Origin of the sequence: Achromobacter seleniivolatilans (assembly GCF_030864005.1) — a bacterium.
In the GTDB taxonomy this organism is placed as follows: Bacteria; Pseudomonadota; Gammaproteobacteria; order Burkholderiales; family Burkholderiaceae_B; genus Achromobacter; species Achromobacter seleniivolatilans.
On record NZ_CP132976.1, the window covers coordinates 1,428,382 to 1,445,424 of the forward strand.

General features: G+C 61.1%; 14 protein-coding genes. 7 read left to right on the top strand and 7 right to left on the bottom strand.

All coding sequences use genetic code 11. From position 1 onward, the window contains the following. Positions 1 to 243 precede the first annotated feature (243 nt). The gene (locus RAS12_RS06410) at positions 244 to 1,464 is read left to right on the top strand and encodes an EAL domain-containing response regulator (protein WP_306946384.1); all 1,221 of its coding nucleotides are present in this window, start codon (positions 244 to 246) and stop codon (positions 1,462 to 1,464) included. A 22-nt stretch (positions 1,465 to 1,486) separates the two neighbouring features. Here RAS12_RS06410 and RAS12_RS06415 read toward each other — a convergent pair whose 3' ends face one another. Beyond that, positions 1,487 to 3,136: a mucoidy inhibitor MuiA family protein gene (locus RAS12_RS06415; protein WP_306946386.1), complete on the bottom strand. Its 1,650-nt coding sequence runs from the start codon at positions 3,134 to 3,136 to the stop codon at positions 1,487 to 1,489. Between the two features lie 175 nt (positions 3,137 to 3,311). Further along, on the bottom strand, positions 3,312 to 4,214 hold the full coding sequence (locus RAS12_RS06420) for a LysR family transcriptional regulator (RefSeq protein WP_306946388.1): 903 nt from the start codon (positions 4,212 to 4,214) through the stop codon (positions 3,312 to 3,314). 104 nt (positions 4,215 to 4,318) lie between these two features. Here RAS12_RS06420 and RAS12_RS06425 point away from each other — a divergent pair, with 104 nt between their 5' ends. Then, complete coding sequence (locus tag RAS12_RS06425; RefSeq protein WP_306946390.1) at positions 4,319 to 5,635, top strand: MFS transporter; 1,317 nt, start codon at positions 4,319 to 4,321, stop codon at positions 5,633 to 5,635. 52 nt (positions 5,636 to 5,687) lie between these two features. On the opposite strand, the gene RAS12_RS06430 is transcribed toward RAS12_RS06425, so the two are convergent. After that, a complete protein-coding gene (locus RAS12_RS06430) occupies positions 5,688 to 6,254 on the bottom strand; it encodes a flagellar transcriptional regulator FlhD (protein WP_306946393.1) in 567 nt (188 codons plus the stop codon). A gap of 60 nt (positions 6,255 to 6,314) precedes the next feature. On the opposite strand from RAS12_RS06430, the gene RAS12_RS06435 reads away from it, so the two are divergent. From RAS12_RS06435 to RAS12_RS06445, 3 genes are all read left to right on the top strand, one after another. Then, entirely contained in the window at positions 6,315 to 7,022 is a 708-nt protein-coding gene (locus tag RAS12_RS06435) for a DUF2325 domain-containing protein (RefSeq protein WP_306946395.1), read from the top strand. A 57-nt stretch (positions 7,023 to 7,079) separates the two neighbouring features. Continuing rightward, on the top strand, positions 7,080 to 10,085 hold the full coding sequence (locus RAS12_RS06440; protein WP_306946397.1) for a PAS domain S-box protein: 3,006 nt from the start codon (positions 7,080 to 7,082) through the stop codon (positions 10,083 to 10,085). A 151-nt stretch (positions 10,086 to 10,236) separates the two neighbouring features. Then, a complete protein-coding gene (locus RAS12_RS06445; RefSeq protein WP_306946399.1) occupies positions 10,237 to 10,590 on the top strand; it encodes a hypothetical protein in 354 nt (117 codons plus the stop codon). 211 nt (positions 10,591 to 10,801) lie between these two features. Here the strand turns inward: RAS12_RS06445 and RAS12_RS06450 are convergent, their stop codons facing one another. The 3 genes from RAS12_RS06450 to RAS12_RS06460 all read right to left on the bottom strand — a co-directional run bounded on the left by RAS12_RS06450 (position 10,802) and on the right by RAS12_RS06460 (position 14,506). Continuing rightward, positions 10,802 to 11,641: a carbonic anhydrase gene (locus RAS12_RS06450; protein WP_306946401.1), complete on the bottom strand. Its 840-nt coding sequence runs from the start codon at positions 11,639 to 11,641 to the stop codon at positions 10,802 to 10,804. A 259-nt stretch (positions 11,642 to 11,900) separates the two neighbouring features. Continuing rightward, positions 11,901 to 13,361, bottom strand: a complete 1,461-nt coding sequence (locus tag RAS12_RS06455; RefSeq protein WP_306946403.1) for an RNA polymerase factor sigma-54 — start codon at positions 13,359 to 13,361, stop codon at positions 11,901 to 11,903. A 143-nt stretch (positions 13,362 to 13,504) separates the two neighbouring features. Next, complete coding sequence (locus RAS12_RS06460) at positions 13,505 to 14,506, bottom strand: sigma-54 interaction domain-containing protein (protein WP_306946405.1); 1,002 nt, start codon at positions 14,504 to 14,506, stop codon at positions 13,505 to 13,507. A gap of 210 nt (positions 14,507 to 14,716) precedes the next feature. Here RAS12_RS06460 and RAS12_RS06465 point away from each other — a divergent pair, with 210 nt between their 5' ends. After that, positions 14,717 to 16,087: a sigma-54-dependent transcriptional regulator gene (locus tag RAS12_RS06465; protein WP_306946406.1), complete on the top strand. Its 1,371-nt coding sequence runs from the start codon at positions 14,717 to 14,719 to the stop codon at positions 16,085 to 16,087. Between the two features lie 46 nt (positions 16,088 to 16,133). On the opposite strand, the gene RAS12_RS06470 is transcribed toward RAS12_RS06465, so the two are convergent. Next, positions 16,134 to 16,517 carry a hypothetical protein gene (locus RAS12_RS06470; RefSeq protein ID WP_306946409.1) on the bottom strand — a complete coding sequence of 128 codons (384 nt, stop codon included), beginning with the start codon at positions 16,515 to 16,517 and terminating at the stop codon, positions 16,134 to 16,136. Between the two features lie 148 nt (positions 16,518 to 16,665). On the opposite strand from RAS12_RS06470, the gene RAS12_RS06475 reads away from it, so the two are divergent. Continuing rightward, a complete protein-coding gene (locus RAS12_RS06475) occupies positions 16,666 to 16,887 on the top strand; it encodes a hypothetical protein (RefSeq protein WP_306946412.1) in 222 nt (73 codons plus the stop codon). The last annotated feature ends 156 nt before the right edge of the window (positions 16,888 to 17,043 follow it).

The window sequence follows — 17,043 nt, forward strand, 5'->3', positions numbered from 1 at the left end:
GCACCCGCCGCAGGGCAGTGCGACGGGCGGCGGCGTCCGTCTGGATTAGCGCTCGCGTCGCAGCCGCGCAACGATATCCGACTATGGCCTGCCGATGCTCCAAAACCTAAGCCTATTGGCGCGAAAATTGCATTAACCCGTTAGCGATGGGGACACTGACGGCATAGTTCACGTAGGATGGAGTCCAGAGATTTCAAGTGGCTGCCTGTAAGGGTCCGCCCCATCACATTCGGACGGTAAGCGATGCCTAAGCCCGACGCCGGAGCGACCCGACGGATTCTTCTGGTTGAAGATCACCCCGTTGAACGCGCTTATTTGCAGAACATGCTGCTGGCGTTGGGTTACCGCCGCGTCGCGGGTCTGGGAAGCAGCACTGAGGCCATCAGTGCGCTGGCCCGCCAGTTCTATGACGTGGTGGTCAGTGACATCGTCATGGGCGAGGGCGACGGCACCAGGCTGCCGAATGAGCTGCGCCGCCTGGTGGACGTGGGCCGCTTAAAGAGCATGCCGCCCATCATCTGGATCAGCAGTCTGAGCGACGAACTGCTGCAATCCCACGTGCGGCTGGCATTGCAGGCGGGTTGCCCGTCGGCACAAGCCTTATCCAAACCGGTGTCTCGATCTGCCATGCAGCATGCGATCAAGGTGGCGCTGCATAGCGTGGATGATGTGACATCGCCGCGTCAGCAATCCGTGCGGCGCGAGGTCATTGAAGCCGAATTGTCGCGGGCGCTGATTACGGGTGAAGGCTTGAGCCTGGTGCTGCAACCGCAGATCAGCCTGTCATCGGGGCGCGTGGTGGCCGCCGAAGCCTTGTCGCGCTGGGATCATCCGCAGTTGGGCGCCATCGCCGCCGCCGACTTCGTGCCCGCAGCCCACCGGCTGGGCATGGACCGCATGCTGTTCACTCGCGTGACCGATCGCGTGCTTGAGATATTAAGGCGCATGCACGACGATGACATCGCCGTGCCGATTGCCATCAATGCATCGGCGTCCACGTTGTGCTCCCGCGATCTGCCCGAGTTGCTGGAGCAGCGGGTAGGGCAGGCGGGACTGCCGGCTCGATTAGTCAAGATCGAACTGACCGAAGATGAGCCGGTTACCGATTGGCTGGCGCTGTCGTCCGCGTTGAATCTGCTGCGCGTGCGCGGTTTTGAACTGGCCATGGATGATTTTGGCGCGGGCATAGCGTCCATGCGCCTGTTTTCCGCCATGCCGTTTACCGAATTGAAGATTGATCGCGATTTCATCGTACACATGCACCGCGAACCCGCCTCGCGCGCGGTCGTGGCCGCAGCCATTGAAATGGGCCGGGTGCTGGGCCGCCGCGTCGTGGCCGAAGGCGTGGAGCAGGAGCGCGATGTGCAGTTGCTGCGTGAGCTGGGCTGCGAGATCGCGCAAGGTTATGGCGTTTCCATGCCACTGGAACCCGGCGCGTTTATTGAATTCTGCCGCCAGCACTGAGGCGGCAGAGGCGCTGCGCGGGTCAGAGTCCCGACACGTCGATGTCGCCCGGATAGTCCACCGAGAACTTCAGCACGGTTTCGCGTGATTTGCCGGGCTCCATTTCCCAATCCCAAACCAGCTTGCCGTCTTCTTCGCGCTTGATGTCGCGATCAGCGGGCGACAGCAGCTTGACCACAATCTTCTCGTTGCGCGACACCGGCAGGCGGTCCTTGAAGGTGACCTGTTCCTTGGTGGCCTTGTTGTTCTTCACCGTGATCTTGTATTCATAGGTGACCCGTTTGCCGCTGCCGGAAAAACCCGTGCTTTCGGTAAACCGGTTTACCAGCTGGCGCTTGATAGAAATGCCTTCGTCAGCGCCCAGGGCCAGTTCGATTTTTTCACCGGGCATGACCGACTTCATTGCGCTGGAGGCAACGAAGGCGTCATCCAGGAAGGTGTTCAACGGGCCGGCCAGGAACGGAAATTCGGTGTTGTTGCTAGCCAGCGCCGTCAGGAAAGCGGCTTCACGCAGGGCGGGCGTGGACTGGTATTGCAACGTGGCGGGCAGCTTGGCGGTGGCGATGGCGACGCGTTGTGCGGTGTTGTCGGACAGCAGCGTTGCCGGATTCTTGATCTGGAACGAAGCGCTTGTGGCTTCGTTTTGCACTTGGGCGGTCGCCACTTCGATGGCTTCGGGCTCGGGCTGGGCCACCATTTCGTCGGCGGTAACTCTGGCCAGCGGCGCCGGGCGCGAGCGTTTGGCCGATACCTCGCCGGTGATGGCGGGAGCAGGCGCGGCCATCGCTACGGGAGGCGGAGGAGGCGCCGCCACATCAATGACCCATGGGCGCAGCGCCGGAGCGCCGCCGCCCAGAGCCGGGCGGGCAGTGGACAAGGTCAGTTTGACGTTCGTCCAGTCTTCGCCGGTGTTCTGGCGAATCACGCCAAAGTAGCCCAGGTCCACATTGCGGTCTGCGGGGCGCAAGCGGGCGTCGTAGGCCGGTGTCCAGCGCGCACCACCCACCGCATACGAAACGGCCAGATCCACCTTGCCGGCGCGGGCAAGGTTCACTCGCAAGGTCACGGTCTTGGTGCGGCGATTCAGCTGATTGCGCACGGTGCCCAATTGATTCTGGAGCACAGCTTGTTCGCGTTCCAGCGCTTCCTTTTGTTCCGCAACCTTGCGCAACGCGGCCAGCGTCTTGCCCAGCGTATCTGCGCTTAACGTCTGGATGGCTTTGAGTTCTTCCAGAGTCAGGCGCGTGCCATCTTTCGCGGGTTCCGTCGCGCCGCGCTGCATCATCAGAACAAGCTCACGCTGGTTGTCCAGCACGGCGGCCTGATCGTCCAGTTCCGCTTGCTGGCTTTCCAGTTTGCGCAACTGGTCTTCCAATTGGCGAACGCGGGCATTGGCGCTTTCGGCTTGATAGGCATCGCGCACCTTCACGTCCAGCAGGGATGCCTGGCCTGTACTTTTGGCCGATACCTGAAGGGAGTTCTCTTGCAATGACGCGGGCAGGTTCTCCAGCACCAGCTCATGCTCGCCTGCGGCGAGTTCGCTGGTGGCGGACCGGGTCACGACTGCGCGGTCCTGGTAGACAGTCACCGCGCCGATGGAAGACGGCAACCCGGCTGCGGCGGCAAGGCCGGGAATCGCAGCAATGGCCAAGACCAGAAGGGAACGTCGCACGGTGAGGCACCTTTATTCAGGTTGAGTTCGACAGCGCCGCCCCAAAGTCAGGGACAGATCGCCAATAGCGCGCAAATTTACATTACGGCCAGGAATACGGGTTTACAGAAAATGACAAACGCGACAGAGCAATACCGCCCCGTTTTTATCCTTGGTTTTCCGCCCGTGCTTTTATTCATTCGGACCGCTCAGGGTGAGCCAGCGCGCGAAGCAATTCCACCGCATTGACGGCGGCGATCGACTTGTCATGGCGTCGGTACGCCATATCCAGCAAGGCGTGCGGCGCGTCGCCCTTGATCGGACGGTATTCGATGCCCTGCGCACCCATGTGCCGCATCGCGGCCGGAACCACCGAAATGCCTACGCCGGCAGCAACCAGGCTGACGATGGAAGCCATTTGCGGGGCTTCCTGAATGACCCTGGGCGCAAAGCCTGCGCGTTGGCATGCGGACTGGATCGCATCGTATAGGCCAGCGCCGATGGGACGGGGATACAGCACGAAGTTTTCTTCCGCCAGCGCCGCAATGGGCACGCTGCGGCGTCGGCTCAAGGGGTGATCAGGGGGCAGGGCGATCAGCATGGGTTCGTCCAACACCCGTTCGGATTCGAATTCCGGGTCCAGCACGTAGGGCGGCCGCACAAACGCAACATCCACGTCGCCCATCCGCAAGCCGCGCAACAGTGAAATCGTGTTGCTTTCGGTGAGCGTCACGCGCACATCGGGGTAGCGGTCCCGATAGGCGCGGATGGCGCGTGGCAGGTAGGGGTGGAACACGGCCGAAGCGGTAAAACCCACGGTGACGGCTCCGCGTTCTCCCCGGCCAAGGCGGCGGGCGGTGTCGATGGCGCGGTCGGCGCTGGTGAGAATTGCCCGGGCATCTTCCAAGAACTGGACGCCCGCCTCAGTCATTTCAATGCCCCGGGGCAAGCGAAGAAAGAGCGGCGTACCGATTTCGCGCTCCAACTGCTGGATCTGCTGGCTGAGCGGAGGCTGGCCGATGCCCAGGCGGGCGGCAGCCCGCGTGAAATGCAGTTCTTCGGCAACGGCCGTGAAATAGCGCAGGTGGCGGAGTTCCATCGTTTTAAAGTATGGGCTATGCAAGTTTCATATATTGGACATATGCAAGGCAAAAGTCTACTTTGATTGCACGGGCTCGATGCCCGTTGTCATTCGAGAATCTGATGTCTACCGCCTCTGCTAGTCCCGCCACCCCCAGCGATACCGCGTCCCCGCAGTATCTTGCCCGTGGCACGCCCGAATTGCGCCGCGCGCAATGGGCCTTGTTCGCCGCCGGTTTTTCCACCTTTTCCTTGTTGTATTGCGTCCAGCCGCTGATGCCGCTGTTCACGCACGCGTTCAAGGTGTCGCCCGCGCAAAGCAGTCTGGCGCTGTCGCTGTGCACCGGGCTTTTGGCCATCGCCATCTTCTTTGTTGGGCTGTTTTCGCAAGCCTTGCCTCGCAAACGCATCATGGCTTTATCGCTGTTCGCGTCCGCCGCGCTGGGTACCATCGCAGCTGTTGCGCCCGACTGGCAAAGCCTGCTCGTCTTGCGAGCATTGCAGGGCATTGCGATGGGCGGCGTGCCGGCTGTCGCCATGGCCTACTTGGCGGAAGAAGTTGAACCCGACACGCTGGGTTTTGTGATGGGCCTCTATATCAGCGGCAGCGCCTTCGGCGGCTTGTCTGGCCGCGTCATCACGGGCCTGGTGTCAGACCACTTCGGCTGGCGCGCAGCCATGGGCACGCTGGGTCTGTTGGGGATCGTGGCTGCCGTGCTGTTTGTCTGGCTGCTTCCCGCGTCGCGCCGCTTCGCGCCTCAACGCGGCAGAGGCTGGGCTGGCGTGGTCAATGATGTGCGGGCCGGCGCAGGCGCGCACCTGAAGAACGGACCGCTGTGCGCGCTGTTTGCCATGGGCGGGTTGCTGATGGGCGCGTTTGTCACTGTCTACAACTACGTCGGCTTTCGCCTGCTGTTGCCGCCGTTTTCGCTGAGCCAGACTTTCATCGGTTTCATATTCGTGGTTTATCTCGTTGGCATCTTTGCGTCGACCTTCTTTGGCCGGCTGGCTGATCGCCACGGCCGCGGCGCCATGCTGTCCGCCGGGACGGGGCTGGCGCTGGCGGGCTTGCTGCTGACCCTGTCGGATGCGCTGCCGATCCTGATCGCCGGTATCGTGCTGTTCACCTTCGGCTTCTTCGCCGCTCATGCGGTGGCCAGCGGCTGGGTCGGGCAACTGGCGCGCGGCTACAAGGCGCTGGCCGCATCGCTGTACCTGTTGGTCTACTACGTTGGATCCAGCGTGCTGGGTTCTTGGGGCGGCCACTTCTGGGCGGCGGGGAGCTGGGCTGGCGTGGCGGAAATGGCGGGCGCACTGCTAACCCTGGCTTTGGTCATCAGCGCGGGCCTGGTGTGGCGGACGGGCGGTATGCGCCGAAGCAGCCGCCAGGCGGATCGTTCGCCTGCCGATACGGCGGTGGCCGGTGTCGCTGACCGGTAGGGGCAGCCCGGCCCCGCGCCAGCCTCGACGCCTTTTTTGCCTGACTGCAATATCAGGGCTGATTGAGCGGCTGGCGTTCGGGCGGGGCAGTTTGCGTTGCCGGAACGCCCAGGGCGTTGGCGGCAAGCGTGGCGTCCATGCCATGGCTCAGGGCGGACAGCAGCAGTTCTGACTCAAGATTGAGCTGTGCCAGCATCACGCTGCACCGCGCCATCTTCACCAAGTCTTCATATTGCCGGCTGGCGAGCCACTGGCAGGCTTGCTCGGAGATCTGCAAACCGGATATAGCAGACGCATCGCCGGTTCGCGCCAACCGCTGCAACAGCAGCAAATACATCAGGTTGGTTTCGTGGATATCGCGCAGAAGTTCGGTCGAACTGGGCATCGGGAACATCCCTGGCTTCGTTGATACCTCTAACCGGCCGGTGCCGGGGCGCAATGGCAAGGGATGCCGACTCAGTGGCGGACTCTTGCGGCCCTTTGCGGGCGTGTTGTCGACTATACGTTGTCGTTCTTTTTTTTGCGAGAGCAAGGCATTACCAATGGTTGTTCCGTTACGTATTGCTGGCATATGCTCATTATCTAAAAACGACGCATTCTCATTTATAATTGCGGGCATGCCAAGTGGCGCGCAGCGGGCGAACCCCTGTGCGGTTCCAGTTTCAACCCGAGGCCCGCGATGACTTTGACTCCTATTGACCGCCATATGCTGCAACGTGAGCATGCGGCTCTGCTTGCAGCCTACGGCCAGGCGCAAGCGCATTGCAGCCAGTTGCTCAGTGCCCAGGCGGCGCGGATTCTGCATCTGGAAGGCGAGGCCATGCGTTTACGCGCTGCGGTTATCCAGCGGGATACGGCGTTGGCGTGGGCACGGGAGGACCATCGTGCGTTGGAGGGGGCCATTCCCGGCCTGCCCAAACGAGTAGCTTTGGCGCGCCGGGTGACGCAATTGATGGAACGTGTGCAGGCGCTGATGCGCGAACGGTTGGCCTGGCAGGACCGCGCCAGCCAGGCGCGCGCCCGTCCACTCGAACCCGTGGCCGGCCTGACGGCCGAACCGCGCGGCGTCGCAGCTATCGCGTTGCGCGAAAAATCAGTGCTGTGCGTGGGCGAAGACGCCATGGCGCTGATGTTGACGCGCAAGGTCGTGGAGTTGGCGGGAGGGCGCTATCTGGGTCACAGCGGCGGTGAAGAGGCCGGCGGCGCGACATTGGAAGATAGTCTGGTTGAAGCGGATCTGGTGATCTGCCAGACGGGCTGCGTCAGTCATGGGGCCTATTGGCGCGTGAAAGACCATTGCACGCGGACGGGCAAGCAATGCGTGCTGGTCGACAAGCCGGAAGCCCTCTCCGCGCTGCGGGAAGATCGGTTGCGTCAGGTTACTTAGCGTTTCGGTTCAGACCCGTGCGCAGGCCATACAGTCAGGATTGGCAAAGGGACCAATATGCTGACCAAAAAAGACCGTGTGGCTCATCCTTGGACGGACACGCTTGCCCGGCTCGAAGATGAACGAATCATGTTGCAGCGCATCGCTGCAGGCGTGCCGCTGGCGCAGGTGCTGGAACACATGTTGTTCGCCATCGAGGCTCAGTCCAGCGTGACATTGCGCGCGTCCATTGCGCTGATTGACGGCACCGGCGCATTCCTTATTCACGGTGCGGCGCCCAGTCTGCCTCCAGGCTTCAATGCCGCGGTGGAACGTGCGCCCATTGGCCCGCACATGGCGTCCTGGGGCGCGGCGGCCTACACCGGCACCCCGATCTATGTGGACGATATTGCGCTGCATCCGGACTGGGAGCGATGGCGCGATATCGCGCTGTCTCATGGGCTGCGCGCGTGCTGGTCGACACCGATCAAGGCGCCTGACGGACGCGTGCTGGGGGTGTTTTCCAACTACTACGAGACGGTGCGCCACCCGTCGGCAAACGATATCGAAGCAATTGCGCTGGTAACGCGCAGCGCGGCTTTGGCCATCGAGCGCCACCTGACCGAATCGGCATTGCGCCAGAGCGGTGAGCGGTGGAGGGCGATGTTCGACGGCATGCAGGAAGCGTTCTTCCTGAGCGAGGCGCTGCGCAACGAAGACGGCCGCATCGTGGATTTCCGCTTTCTTGAGGTCAACCCCGCCTTTGAGCGCCAAAGCGGCATGAAAGAAGGAGACACGCTGGGTCATACCCTGCGCGAAATGATACCTGGCGTTCCGAGCCAGATCATGGAAGCCTTTGCGCAAGTCGTCGAAACCGGCGAATCAACCCAATTCGAATTCGCGGTGCCATCCCCCAAAGAAGCTTGGTATGAAGCCCGCGCCCGCAAGAGCGGTGATGACCGGATGATGGCGCTGTTTCTTGACGTGACCGCGCGCAAGACAGCCGAGTCGGAATTATGGGAAGGGCAGCATCGCAAGAATTTCCTGCTGGCGCTGGGCGACCGCATGCGGGAACTGCATTATCAGTCCGACATCGAGCAGACGGCGTGCGAAGGCTTGGGCCAGCAGCTGGCGCTGGGCCTTGTGGCGGTGCTGGATTGGCCAGGTGATGGACAGGCGCCGGTCTTGTCGACGTGTTGGCGGTCAGAGGCTGACCGGGCTGCCCATGAGCCCCTGAATCCGGCACTGTTGGGCGATGAGTTCCAGTCCGCGTTGCGTAAAGGCCGGACGGCCTATCTGCCCCCGATGCTGGCAGAGCAGGGCGGAGAGACGTGGCCCTCTGCGATTGTGGTGCCCATGCGACGTTGGGGCCGCCAGGAGGGGACGCTGCTGGTTCGCCCCTTGGTCAACAGCCGGCTCAAAGCGCCCGACATCGCATTCATTGAAGAAGTGGCCGAACGCCTGTGCGATGCCGTCGAACGGTCGCAATACTCACGCACGCTGGAGCAACGCGTAGAGAACGCGATTGCAGAGCGGGACCGCATCTGGCGGTTGTCGCCGGAATTGCTTGCCGTTGTGGATCGGCAAGAGCGGTTTGTCAGCGTCAATCCCGCCGTACGCCCCATACTGGGGTGGACACCGGAGCAGTTTCTGTCGTTGCGCTTATCTGAACTGATACACCCGGATGATCTTGAGACGACGCGGCACGCGATAGCGCAGGCTTCGCGCGCTGATCCTGCGCAAGCGGTGAGGCATTTGGAGAACCGGCTGCAAAAGCGCGACGGCGGCTACAGCTGGATCACGTGGAGCATGTCCTGGTCGCAAGACAGCCTGTACATGACCGGCCGCGACGATTCTGATTTGAAAGCGCAGGCAGAGACGTTGCGCGATACCGAATTTGCGCTACGCCAGTCGCAGAAAATGGAAGCGGTAGGGCGATTGACCGGCGGGATCGCGCATGATTTCAACAATATGCTCCAGGGCATTACTGGCGCGTTGTATCTGATCCGGCGCAAGTTGGCAGGGGGCACGCCAGACGAGGCAGAGCGCTTTATCAATGTGGCGATGGATTCCGCCAACCGGGCAGCGCACCTGACCCAACGCTTGTTGACGTTTTCGCGGCGCCAACCGATCGATCCCAAGCCATTCAGCGTGGCCAACACCCTGCAATCCATGGCCGATCTGTTCCATCGCTATACCGGCGAGCGCGTGCATTTGCTGTTCGACCTGGAGCCCGATCTGTGGACGGTGCGTTGTGACAAGAACCAGTTTGAAAATGCGTTGCTGAACCTGGTGATCAACGCGTGTGACGCCATGCCCGACGGGGGCGAGTTGAAGGTGGCGGCGGTGAACGCACGCCCGGACGAGAACTTGCTGCGCCAGTTTCCTGGCATTTCCACCGGCCCGTTTGTAGAGGTCTCGGTCACGGACGCGGGCTGCGGCATGTCGGCCGACGTGCTGGCTCATGCCTTCGACCCGTTCTTTACTACCAAACCCCTGGGCGAAGGCACGGGCTTGGGACTGTCGATGATCTATGGCTTTGCCAAGCAGGCCAGAGGCATGGCGACACTGGAAAGCACAGTGGGCGTGGGTACGGTTGTGAAGCTGTATTTGCCGCGCTACGACGGAGCGCCGGACAGCGCGCAGCATCAAGAGCCGGCCTCGCTCCGGCCGTCCGAGGGATCTCGTCCTGCGGTAGTTGTGCTTGTGGAAGACGACCGCAATGTGCGTGACATGGTGTGCGAATCACTGACGGAACTGGGTATGCAAGTGTTGACGGCTGCCGATGGTGTAGCGGGACTGGAGCTGGTGCTGGCTACGCGCGGTATTGATCTGCTGGTGACAGACGTGGGCTTGCCTGGCCTGAACGGGCGTCAACTGGCAGACGCTGCGCGCGCGGCGCATCCGGGCCTGAAAGTGCTGATGATGACGGGTTACGCGGAGAGCGCGGCACGCGACCAGGGGTTTCTGGAATTGGGCATGGAATTGATCGTAAAACCCTTTTCGCTGGATGTGCTTGGCGAGCGCGTACAGCGCATGTTGATCGACGTGATGCCGGACGGAGGCGGATCGGCGCCCAGATAGCGCAATGGGCGGGTGCCAGTGTTGCAAACACAGGTAAAAAATACCCGTTCATATAATCTGCATTCACGTCCGCCACCGGCATGCCATCAGAAAGGACTTTGGGCACGGGCCTTGCTTATAGGTGTATGTAATTCAACCTAGGAGCCTGACTATGAAAAACCGTGCCATGACTTGCGCGTTTGTGTTGGTGACTGGACTGGCGGCTGCCGGCTCGGCGATGGCCCAATCGGCTGCCCCCACCACGCCCACTAACACACCGAACGATTCGACGGCGGCCCAACCCAATCGAGCCCTGCCGGCAGGCCAGATGGCCCCAGCGCCCAACGCGACGCCTTCCACGGGTACGACGCCGGCTGCAACGCATAGCGGCACAATGTCGTCGGGCAAGAAGCACGCCGACGAAACGCCGAAGCGCCCTCGCGAAGCCAACGATAATGTGCCGCGTACACCGGCAGCTGGCGCAGCGCCTCCCCCGGGATATCCGAACTCGGGCGGCTCGAAGTAATGACGTAGCGGGTGTGGTAAAGCCTTCTCTTCGGACGATGCGTGTCCGTTAAGCAATGGCGAAGCCACACCGATTAGAAAGGGGACTCGTTAAAAGAGTCCCCTTTTTCTTTTCGATGCCTACTGCAAGACACAGAAGGCAGGACTCAGGCCTGTTGGGCGCTGCCCGCCTGGACGGGGTGCGCTGGCCTTGGAACCCGTCTTGCCGGTTTTCAGTCTACGACCAAGCGCCCATTGAGCGGTTGCACAGGACGGTTGTTATGGTGCAGAACCGTTTCGAATCGTTTTATCTGCGCTTGGCTTAGGGTGACGGGCGTCTTCAGGACAATCCATGTCACCCCTTCAGAGCAGGGAGGCGTCGTGAGCGAACCGGCAAAGCGATAGTAGCCGTGTTGTTTGGGTAGGAGCGCATCGATTTCCACGGGTTCGTTCAAGTGCTTGTTCGCTCCAACAGCAGCCAGCGAATTCAGCATCACGTCGATCTGCTTGTTTTGCGCTCCGGCCTCGAACATTACGGCCATCACCAGCAAGTTGCCGTCCTTGTCAGCATGCACGAAGTGGCCTTCGAGCGGAAAGCTCTTGCCCTTGATCAGATTTTCGCTGGGGCTGTGGAAATGAAATTGCTTGAGGGCATAGCGTTCGCTGGCAAGTTGCAAATACCCGGAGTCGTTTGCCGGCGTAACTTGAATGGTATGACCGTTGTTGACCATGTCCTGGGAAGCGATGGCATAGTGAATATCCAGGGGTTCGAGCGAAGTCGTGTACGTGTGCTCGATATCTACTGGCGACTGATTCTTGCCGATTTTGCAGCCAGCATACTCTGGGCTCAATTCGCTCCACTTTTCTGGTCTGATGTCTCCTTCATAGCCCCAGTGGGGACTTGAAGCGGAAGGTGCTGAATGGGATTGGTCAAGAGGGAGGGGCGATTCCGCGTATGCGGCGCCTGATGAGGCCAATGACATCGCGAAAGCTATGCCAAGATGCCTGAGTTTTAGATGCATCATCGTGATTGAATTTGAGTAGACCCTGTGGGCATGAGACTTCATGCCCATGCAGTGTGAATACACAACTGCGCCTCAAATCTTTCTCTACTCATTGCTCGCTGACCATCAGACTGGTCCGAAAAAATTCAATGTCACGCAAAAAACTATCGCCCCCTGCATTAGCCATATTGAATGGCGAGCACAGCCAGCGTCGCTCCACGGCGGTTTGAAACCGGCTGCCTATGCACGTGGCATGACTCGCGACGACGACGCGGCCGTTCGGGGAACCCCCCGCAACCGGGCGGGCAGGATGCCCGCGCGGAAACGCTCAATGCTGGCGGCGCAACTCGGCGGGCGGCACGCGCAACTGGCCGCGATACTTCGATACCGTGCGCCGCGCCAGCAAAATGCCGCTGGCCGCCAACTGCTGCGTCAGCGTCACGTCGGACAAAGGCATGGCGGGATCTTCAGCGTCAACCATTTCCTTGATCAGAGCGCGCACGGCCGCGGCCGAACATGAGCCGCCCGATTCGGTGGCGAGCTCGCGGGAAAAGAAATGCCTGAACTCGAAGACGCCACGCGGGGTCACCATGTATTTGCCTACCGTTGCTCGTGACACCGTGGATTCGTGCATGTCCAGGTCATCGGCCACTTCACGCAGCATCAAGGGCCGCAGGGCGACTTCGCCGTACTCAAAGAAGGTCTGTTGCCGTTTGACGATTGCTTCGGCTACGCGTTGAATGGTGGTGTAGCGCTGTTCAACGTTGCGCACCAGCCAGCGGGCTTCTTGCAGTTCCTGCGCCATTGGGCTGCGGTCATCCAGGCGAGAGCGCCGGAAAAGATCCGCGTAAGTGCGATGCAGCCGCGCTTGCGGCATGGCGTGCCGATTGGGCAGCACGCGCCAGCGGGAATGCCATTTGTCTACAAACACATCGGGCACGACGTAGACGGGCGCATCTGCGCTATAGCGGCCGCCCGGCTTTGGGTCCAGGCTGCGGATCAGCGCGCAGGCGTCGCGCAGAGCGTCGTCCGAACATTCGAGCAAGCGGCGCAGGCCCACGCAATCGTTTTTACCCAAGCGATCCAGATGTTCATGCACGACTCGCAATGCCAGGTCGCGTATGTCGGGCTCGACGTCGCGCGCCGCGGCCAACTGCAAGGACAGGCATTCGGTCAGGTCGCGGGCGCCCAGGCCGGGCGCATCCAGCTGCTGGACAAGGCGCAAGGCCGCCATCCATTCACCCTCGTCGGGCGCAGGGCTGAACTCCGGACGGCCGGTGTCGCACAGGCTGGTCAACGGCGTGCGAAGGTAGCCGTCGTCGTCCAAAGCGTCAATGATGTATTCGGCCAGCAGCCGGTCACGGGGTTCGAGATGGTAGTTGCCCAAGTCCAGGGACAGGCGCTCGCGCATGGACACGGACGCGCTGGCCCACTGGCCCAGATCCTTGCCATCCCCACCGGTCGAGGATTGCGTTGGGTAGTCGCCCGAATAGGTTGGGGCGTCAGGCGGCGCGTCATCCGCGTCGGAATCCGATGCGGCCGTGGCGGTCCGTTCAGGCGCGGGTTCGGCAGTTTCGTTGGGGTTCGAACAATACTGGCCTATGGCGGCGGGCGCCGGCTCAGTGTCTTGCTCATCGCCATCTTCCAGGAAGGGATTGGTGGCCAGGGCATGCTCCACCGCAGTCGTGAACTCCAGCGCGGACATTTGAAGCAGCTTGACGGACTGCTGCAGCCGGGGAGCCAGCGTCATTTGCTGACGCAGGCGCAATTCTTGCGTAGGGTGGCCCAATCGAGTCTCCTGAATGGGGGCCGCCGAAGGGCGGCGTATCCTAGTACTGAAGCAAAGATCGTGCCATGTTCGCCACCGGGCGGGGACGGCGGGATCACGTGCCCGCTGCCGCCCCAGTATTACAAGCGGGCGGTAAGAATGGCCTATTCAGGCATGCCATCTTTCTCGTACACGTCCAGCCGGTTGTACAGCGTTTTCAGGCTGACCCCGAGCGTGTCAGCGGCCAGGCGCTTGTCGCCGTCATGATGGGCGAGCGTGGCCAGAATGAATTCACGCTGCGCCCGTCCCAGCGGCATGCCTACCGGAAAATTCAACGCCCCGTCCTGCACTTCGGCGCGGCGGCCGCTGCGGGCACGGACTTGCAGGCACGTGTCCAATTGCTGGTCAGACAAAATGAATGCCCGCTGCACCACATTGCGTAATTCGCGGACGTTGCCGGGCCAGTCATGCAGCGCCAGCGTGTCCAGCATGTGTTTGGAAAATACCTTCTGCGTGCCGTGCTGCGCGTTCATGGTGTCCAAGAACCGCTGCGCAAGAATGAGTGCGTCGTCGGCGCGTTCCCGCAACGGGGGAACGCGTAGCGGGATCACCAATAAACGGTGCAGGAAATCCTGCCGCAGGCGTCCGTCGGTGACAGACGCTGCCGGATCACGATTGCTTGCGCAGATAATACGTACGTTGGCGCGCAGCAAATCAGATCCGCCAACGCGCTGGTATGTGCCTGCCTCGAGTACGCGCAGAAAGTGAACCTGCATGTCGGGCGGCATTTCCGTCACCTCGTCCAGAAACAAGGTGCCGCCGCTTGCGTACTCAAAGTAGCCGGCATTTTGCGCTACGGCGCCTGTGAAACTGCCTTTTTCATGGCCAAACAATTCGGCGTGGGCGAGTGTGCCGCTGATGGCGCCGCAGTTCACGGCAACAAACGGCTGCCCGCTGCGATCGCTGGCGTCGTGAATGGCGCGCGCCACAATTTCCTTGCCCGCGCCGCTTTCGCCAACAATGAATACGCTGGCGTCGGTGGCGGCGGCCAATTGCAATTGTGTCGCCAGTTTTTGCATGACCGGAGACAGTCCGGTTGCATCCAGAAGAGTGGCGGGAGACGCTTGCGCATCGGCGCGCCCGGGGGAATTGGTGCGATTTGCCATGCTGATACCTCGGCGCGCCATGAGCCTGCGCAACGGTTCCATGGTAGAGGGCTGATCGTCACAGGGATGCGACCAGTTGCAAGTATTCGAAAACTTTATTGGACGGTATCCAATATTTACGTCTATCCCCGCCAGAGTGATTATTCTCACTTTTGATCCGAGCGCGCGGCGATCCTGTCCAGGCTGCGCAACAGGTAACACGGAGATCGTATGCCACATCTGCTTATCGTCGATGACGACGATGCGATACGCGAGACGCTCGCCGAGATTGGGCGCGACAGCGGCTACACGGTTGCGTTGGCGGCCAGCATTAAAGATGCGCTGATACAACTGGAACGTCAGGCGCCGGACTTGGTGCTGACCGATGTTCGGTTGCCCGGCGGCAGCGGCATGGATATTTTCAAGAATGTAGCGGTGTCCAGCGCCGAAGTTGTCGTGATGACCGGTCACGGTACGGTCGACAATGCCGTGCAGGCGCTGCGGCTGGGCGCGACCGATTTTCTGGTCAAGCCAATCTGCATGGATCGCTTGAACGAAATCTTGACGCGTATTGCCACAAACGCGGGCGTCGAGATGCCGGGCACGCCATTTGAAGAACCAGGTCGGTTCGGAAAGATGTATGGCGCATCCGCCCGTATGGTGGAGCTTTACCGTCAGGTTGCGCGCGTGGCGCCCACCAACGTCACCACGCTGCTGATCGGCGAAAGCGGTACGGGCAAAGAGTTGGCGGCTCATGCCATTCACGAGCTGAGCACCCGGCGTCAGCGGCCATTCATTGCGGTCAATTGCGGTGCTATTTCGCCCAACCTGATCGAAAGCGAAATGTTTGGCCATGAGCGCGGCAGCTTTACGGGCGCTGATCGACAACATAAAGGCTATTTTGAACGCGCGGACGGCGGCACGTTGTTTTTGGACGAAGTCACGGAGATGCCGCTGGACTTGCAAGTCAAGTTATTGCGGGTGCTTGAGACCGGCCAGTTCATGCGCGTGGGAACCAACCGTGAAATCAGCTGCGATATCCGTATCGTCGCCGCTACGAATCGAAATCCGGAACAGGCGGTTCAAGAAGGTAAGCTGCGCGAAGATCTGTATTACCGCCTAAGCGTCTTTCCTATTGAGTTGCCACCGCTGCGCGAGCGCGGCGAAGACATCTTGTTTCTGGCGCGGCGCTTTCTTCAAGCGCAAAACCAGGAGTCAGGCAAGAACAAAGATTTTTCACCACACGCCGCAGAGGTGCTGTCGCGCTACGAGTGGCCCGGAAATGTTCGCGAACTGAAGAATTTCGTCAGGCGAGCATTCATCATGGCGGACGGCGATGTGCTGGACGTGGATATGCTGGCGCCCCATGTGTCGCCCAGCGGCGACGACGCGAACATGCAGGTCAGTGTGCCCGTGGGTGAAACGTTGGCCGAGGCGGACCGGCGCTTGATACTCGCCACGCTGGAGCGCTGCAACGGCGTCAAGAAACAGACTGCCGCGATGCTAGGCATCAGCCCAAAGACCCTCTACAACCGGCTGGAAGAATACGCGGCTGATGGGTACGTCCTGCCGGGCGAAGCCGGCGCCAAGGATAGCGACTAGTTCAGCCGGCCGGGCGGTTCTGCAACGCGCCCGGCCTCCACTCAACTTACTTGCCGTAGCGGGTCTTCAGATCGGCTACGCACGCGTCCTTCGCATTGCCTGACAAGGCATCGCACTTTTCTTTGCCTACCTTATAGTCCGCATCATTGCGGGTCTTGGCCGCGTCATGATTGGCTTCGGCCTTTTCCTTGCCGGCCTTGGCGTCCGCCTTGGCCTTATCGCGATTGGCTTCAGCCTGCTTTTGGCAGACGTCTTTTTGATTGCCCTTCATGCCGTCGCATTGCTTTTTGTCCATCTTGTACTGGCTGTCTATCTGATCGCTGGAGCGCACCGGCGTTGAGCCGCTTTGCATCGTTTGCGCCGAGGCTTGAAAAGCCAGAGCGGACAGGCACAGAGCAACGGCGGGGCAGACGGTTCTGGACAGATTCATGACTTACTCCTTTGGATACGGTCCGATATATCGCGGACTCGACTACTGCCTGAGCAAGCGTCGTTCCCGACCCGTGCAGGCATGCGGCTTGCGCCAGCCACGTACGCCCGGTGCGTCTATGCAGCGGGGCAGGCCCAAGGAGAGTGATATGAAAGTCCAAGCTACCCACGATAAGCCTAAGACGGAAGCGGATAAGCCTCAGACCGAAACCGAAACTGCGCACCGCAGCGGGCAGTTCGGCGCCGATAAGCCAGACTACGGCAAGACACCAAGCACGCCGGAACGTCCAGCCGACAAGGCGCCTAATACAAAAGGTGCAGAGTACGAAGAAGGCGGCCAATACCCAGGCAAACGGCCGGAAGGTCAGTAGTGCCGGTGGCCGTATAGGCGCGGGGCACCGGTAAAACCTGCCTGCCAGTGCCAGATTTTCCTTCAACCAACTGCCGATACGCACCGCGTCAGGCACGGCGCTTGCTGTCACGCCGGGGCAGGTGCTCCATAGCACCGCCAACCCATCAACGCGATA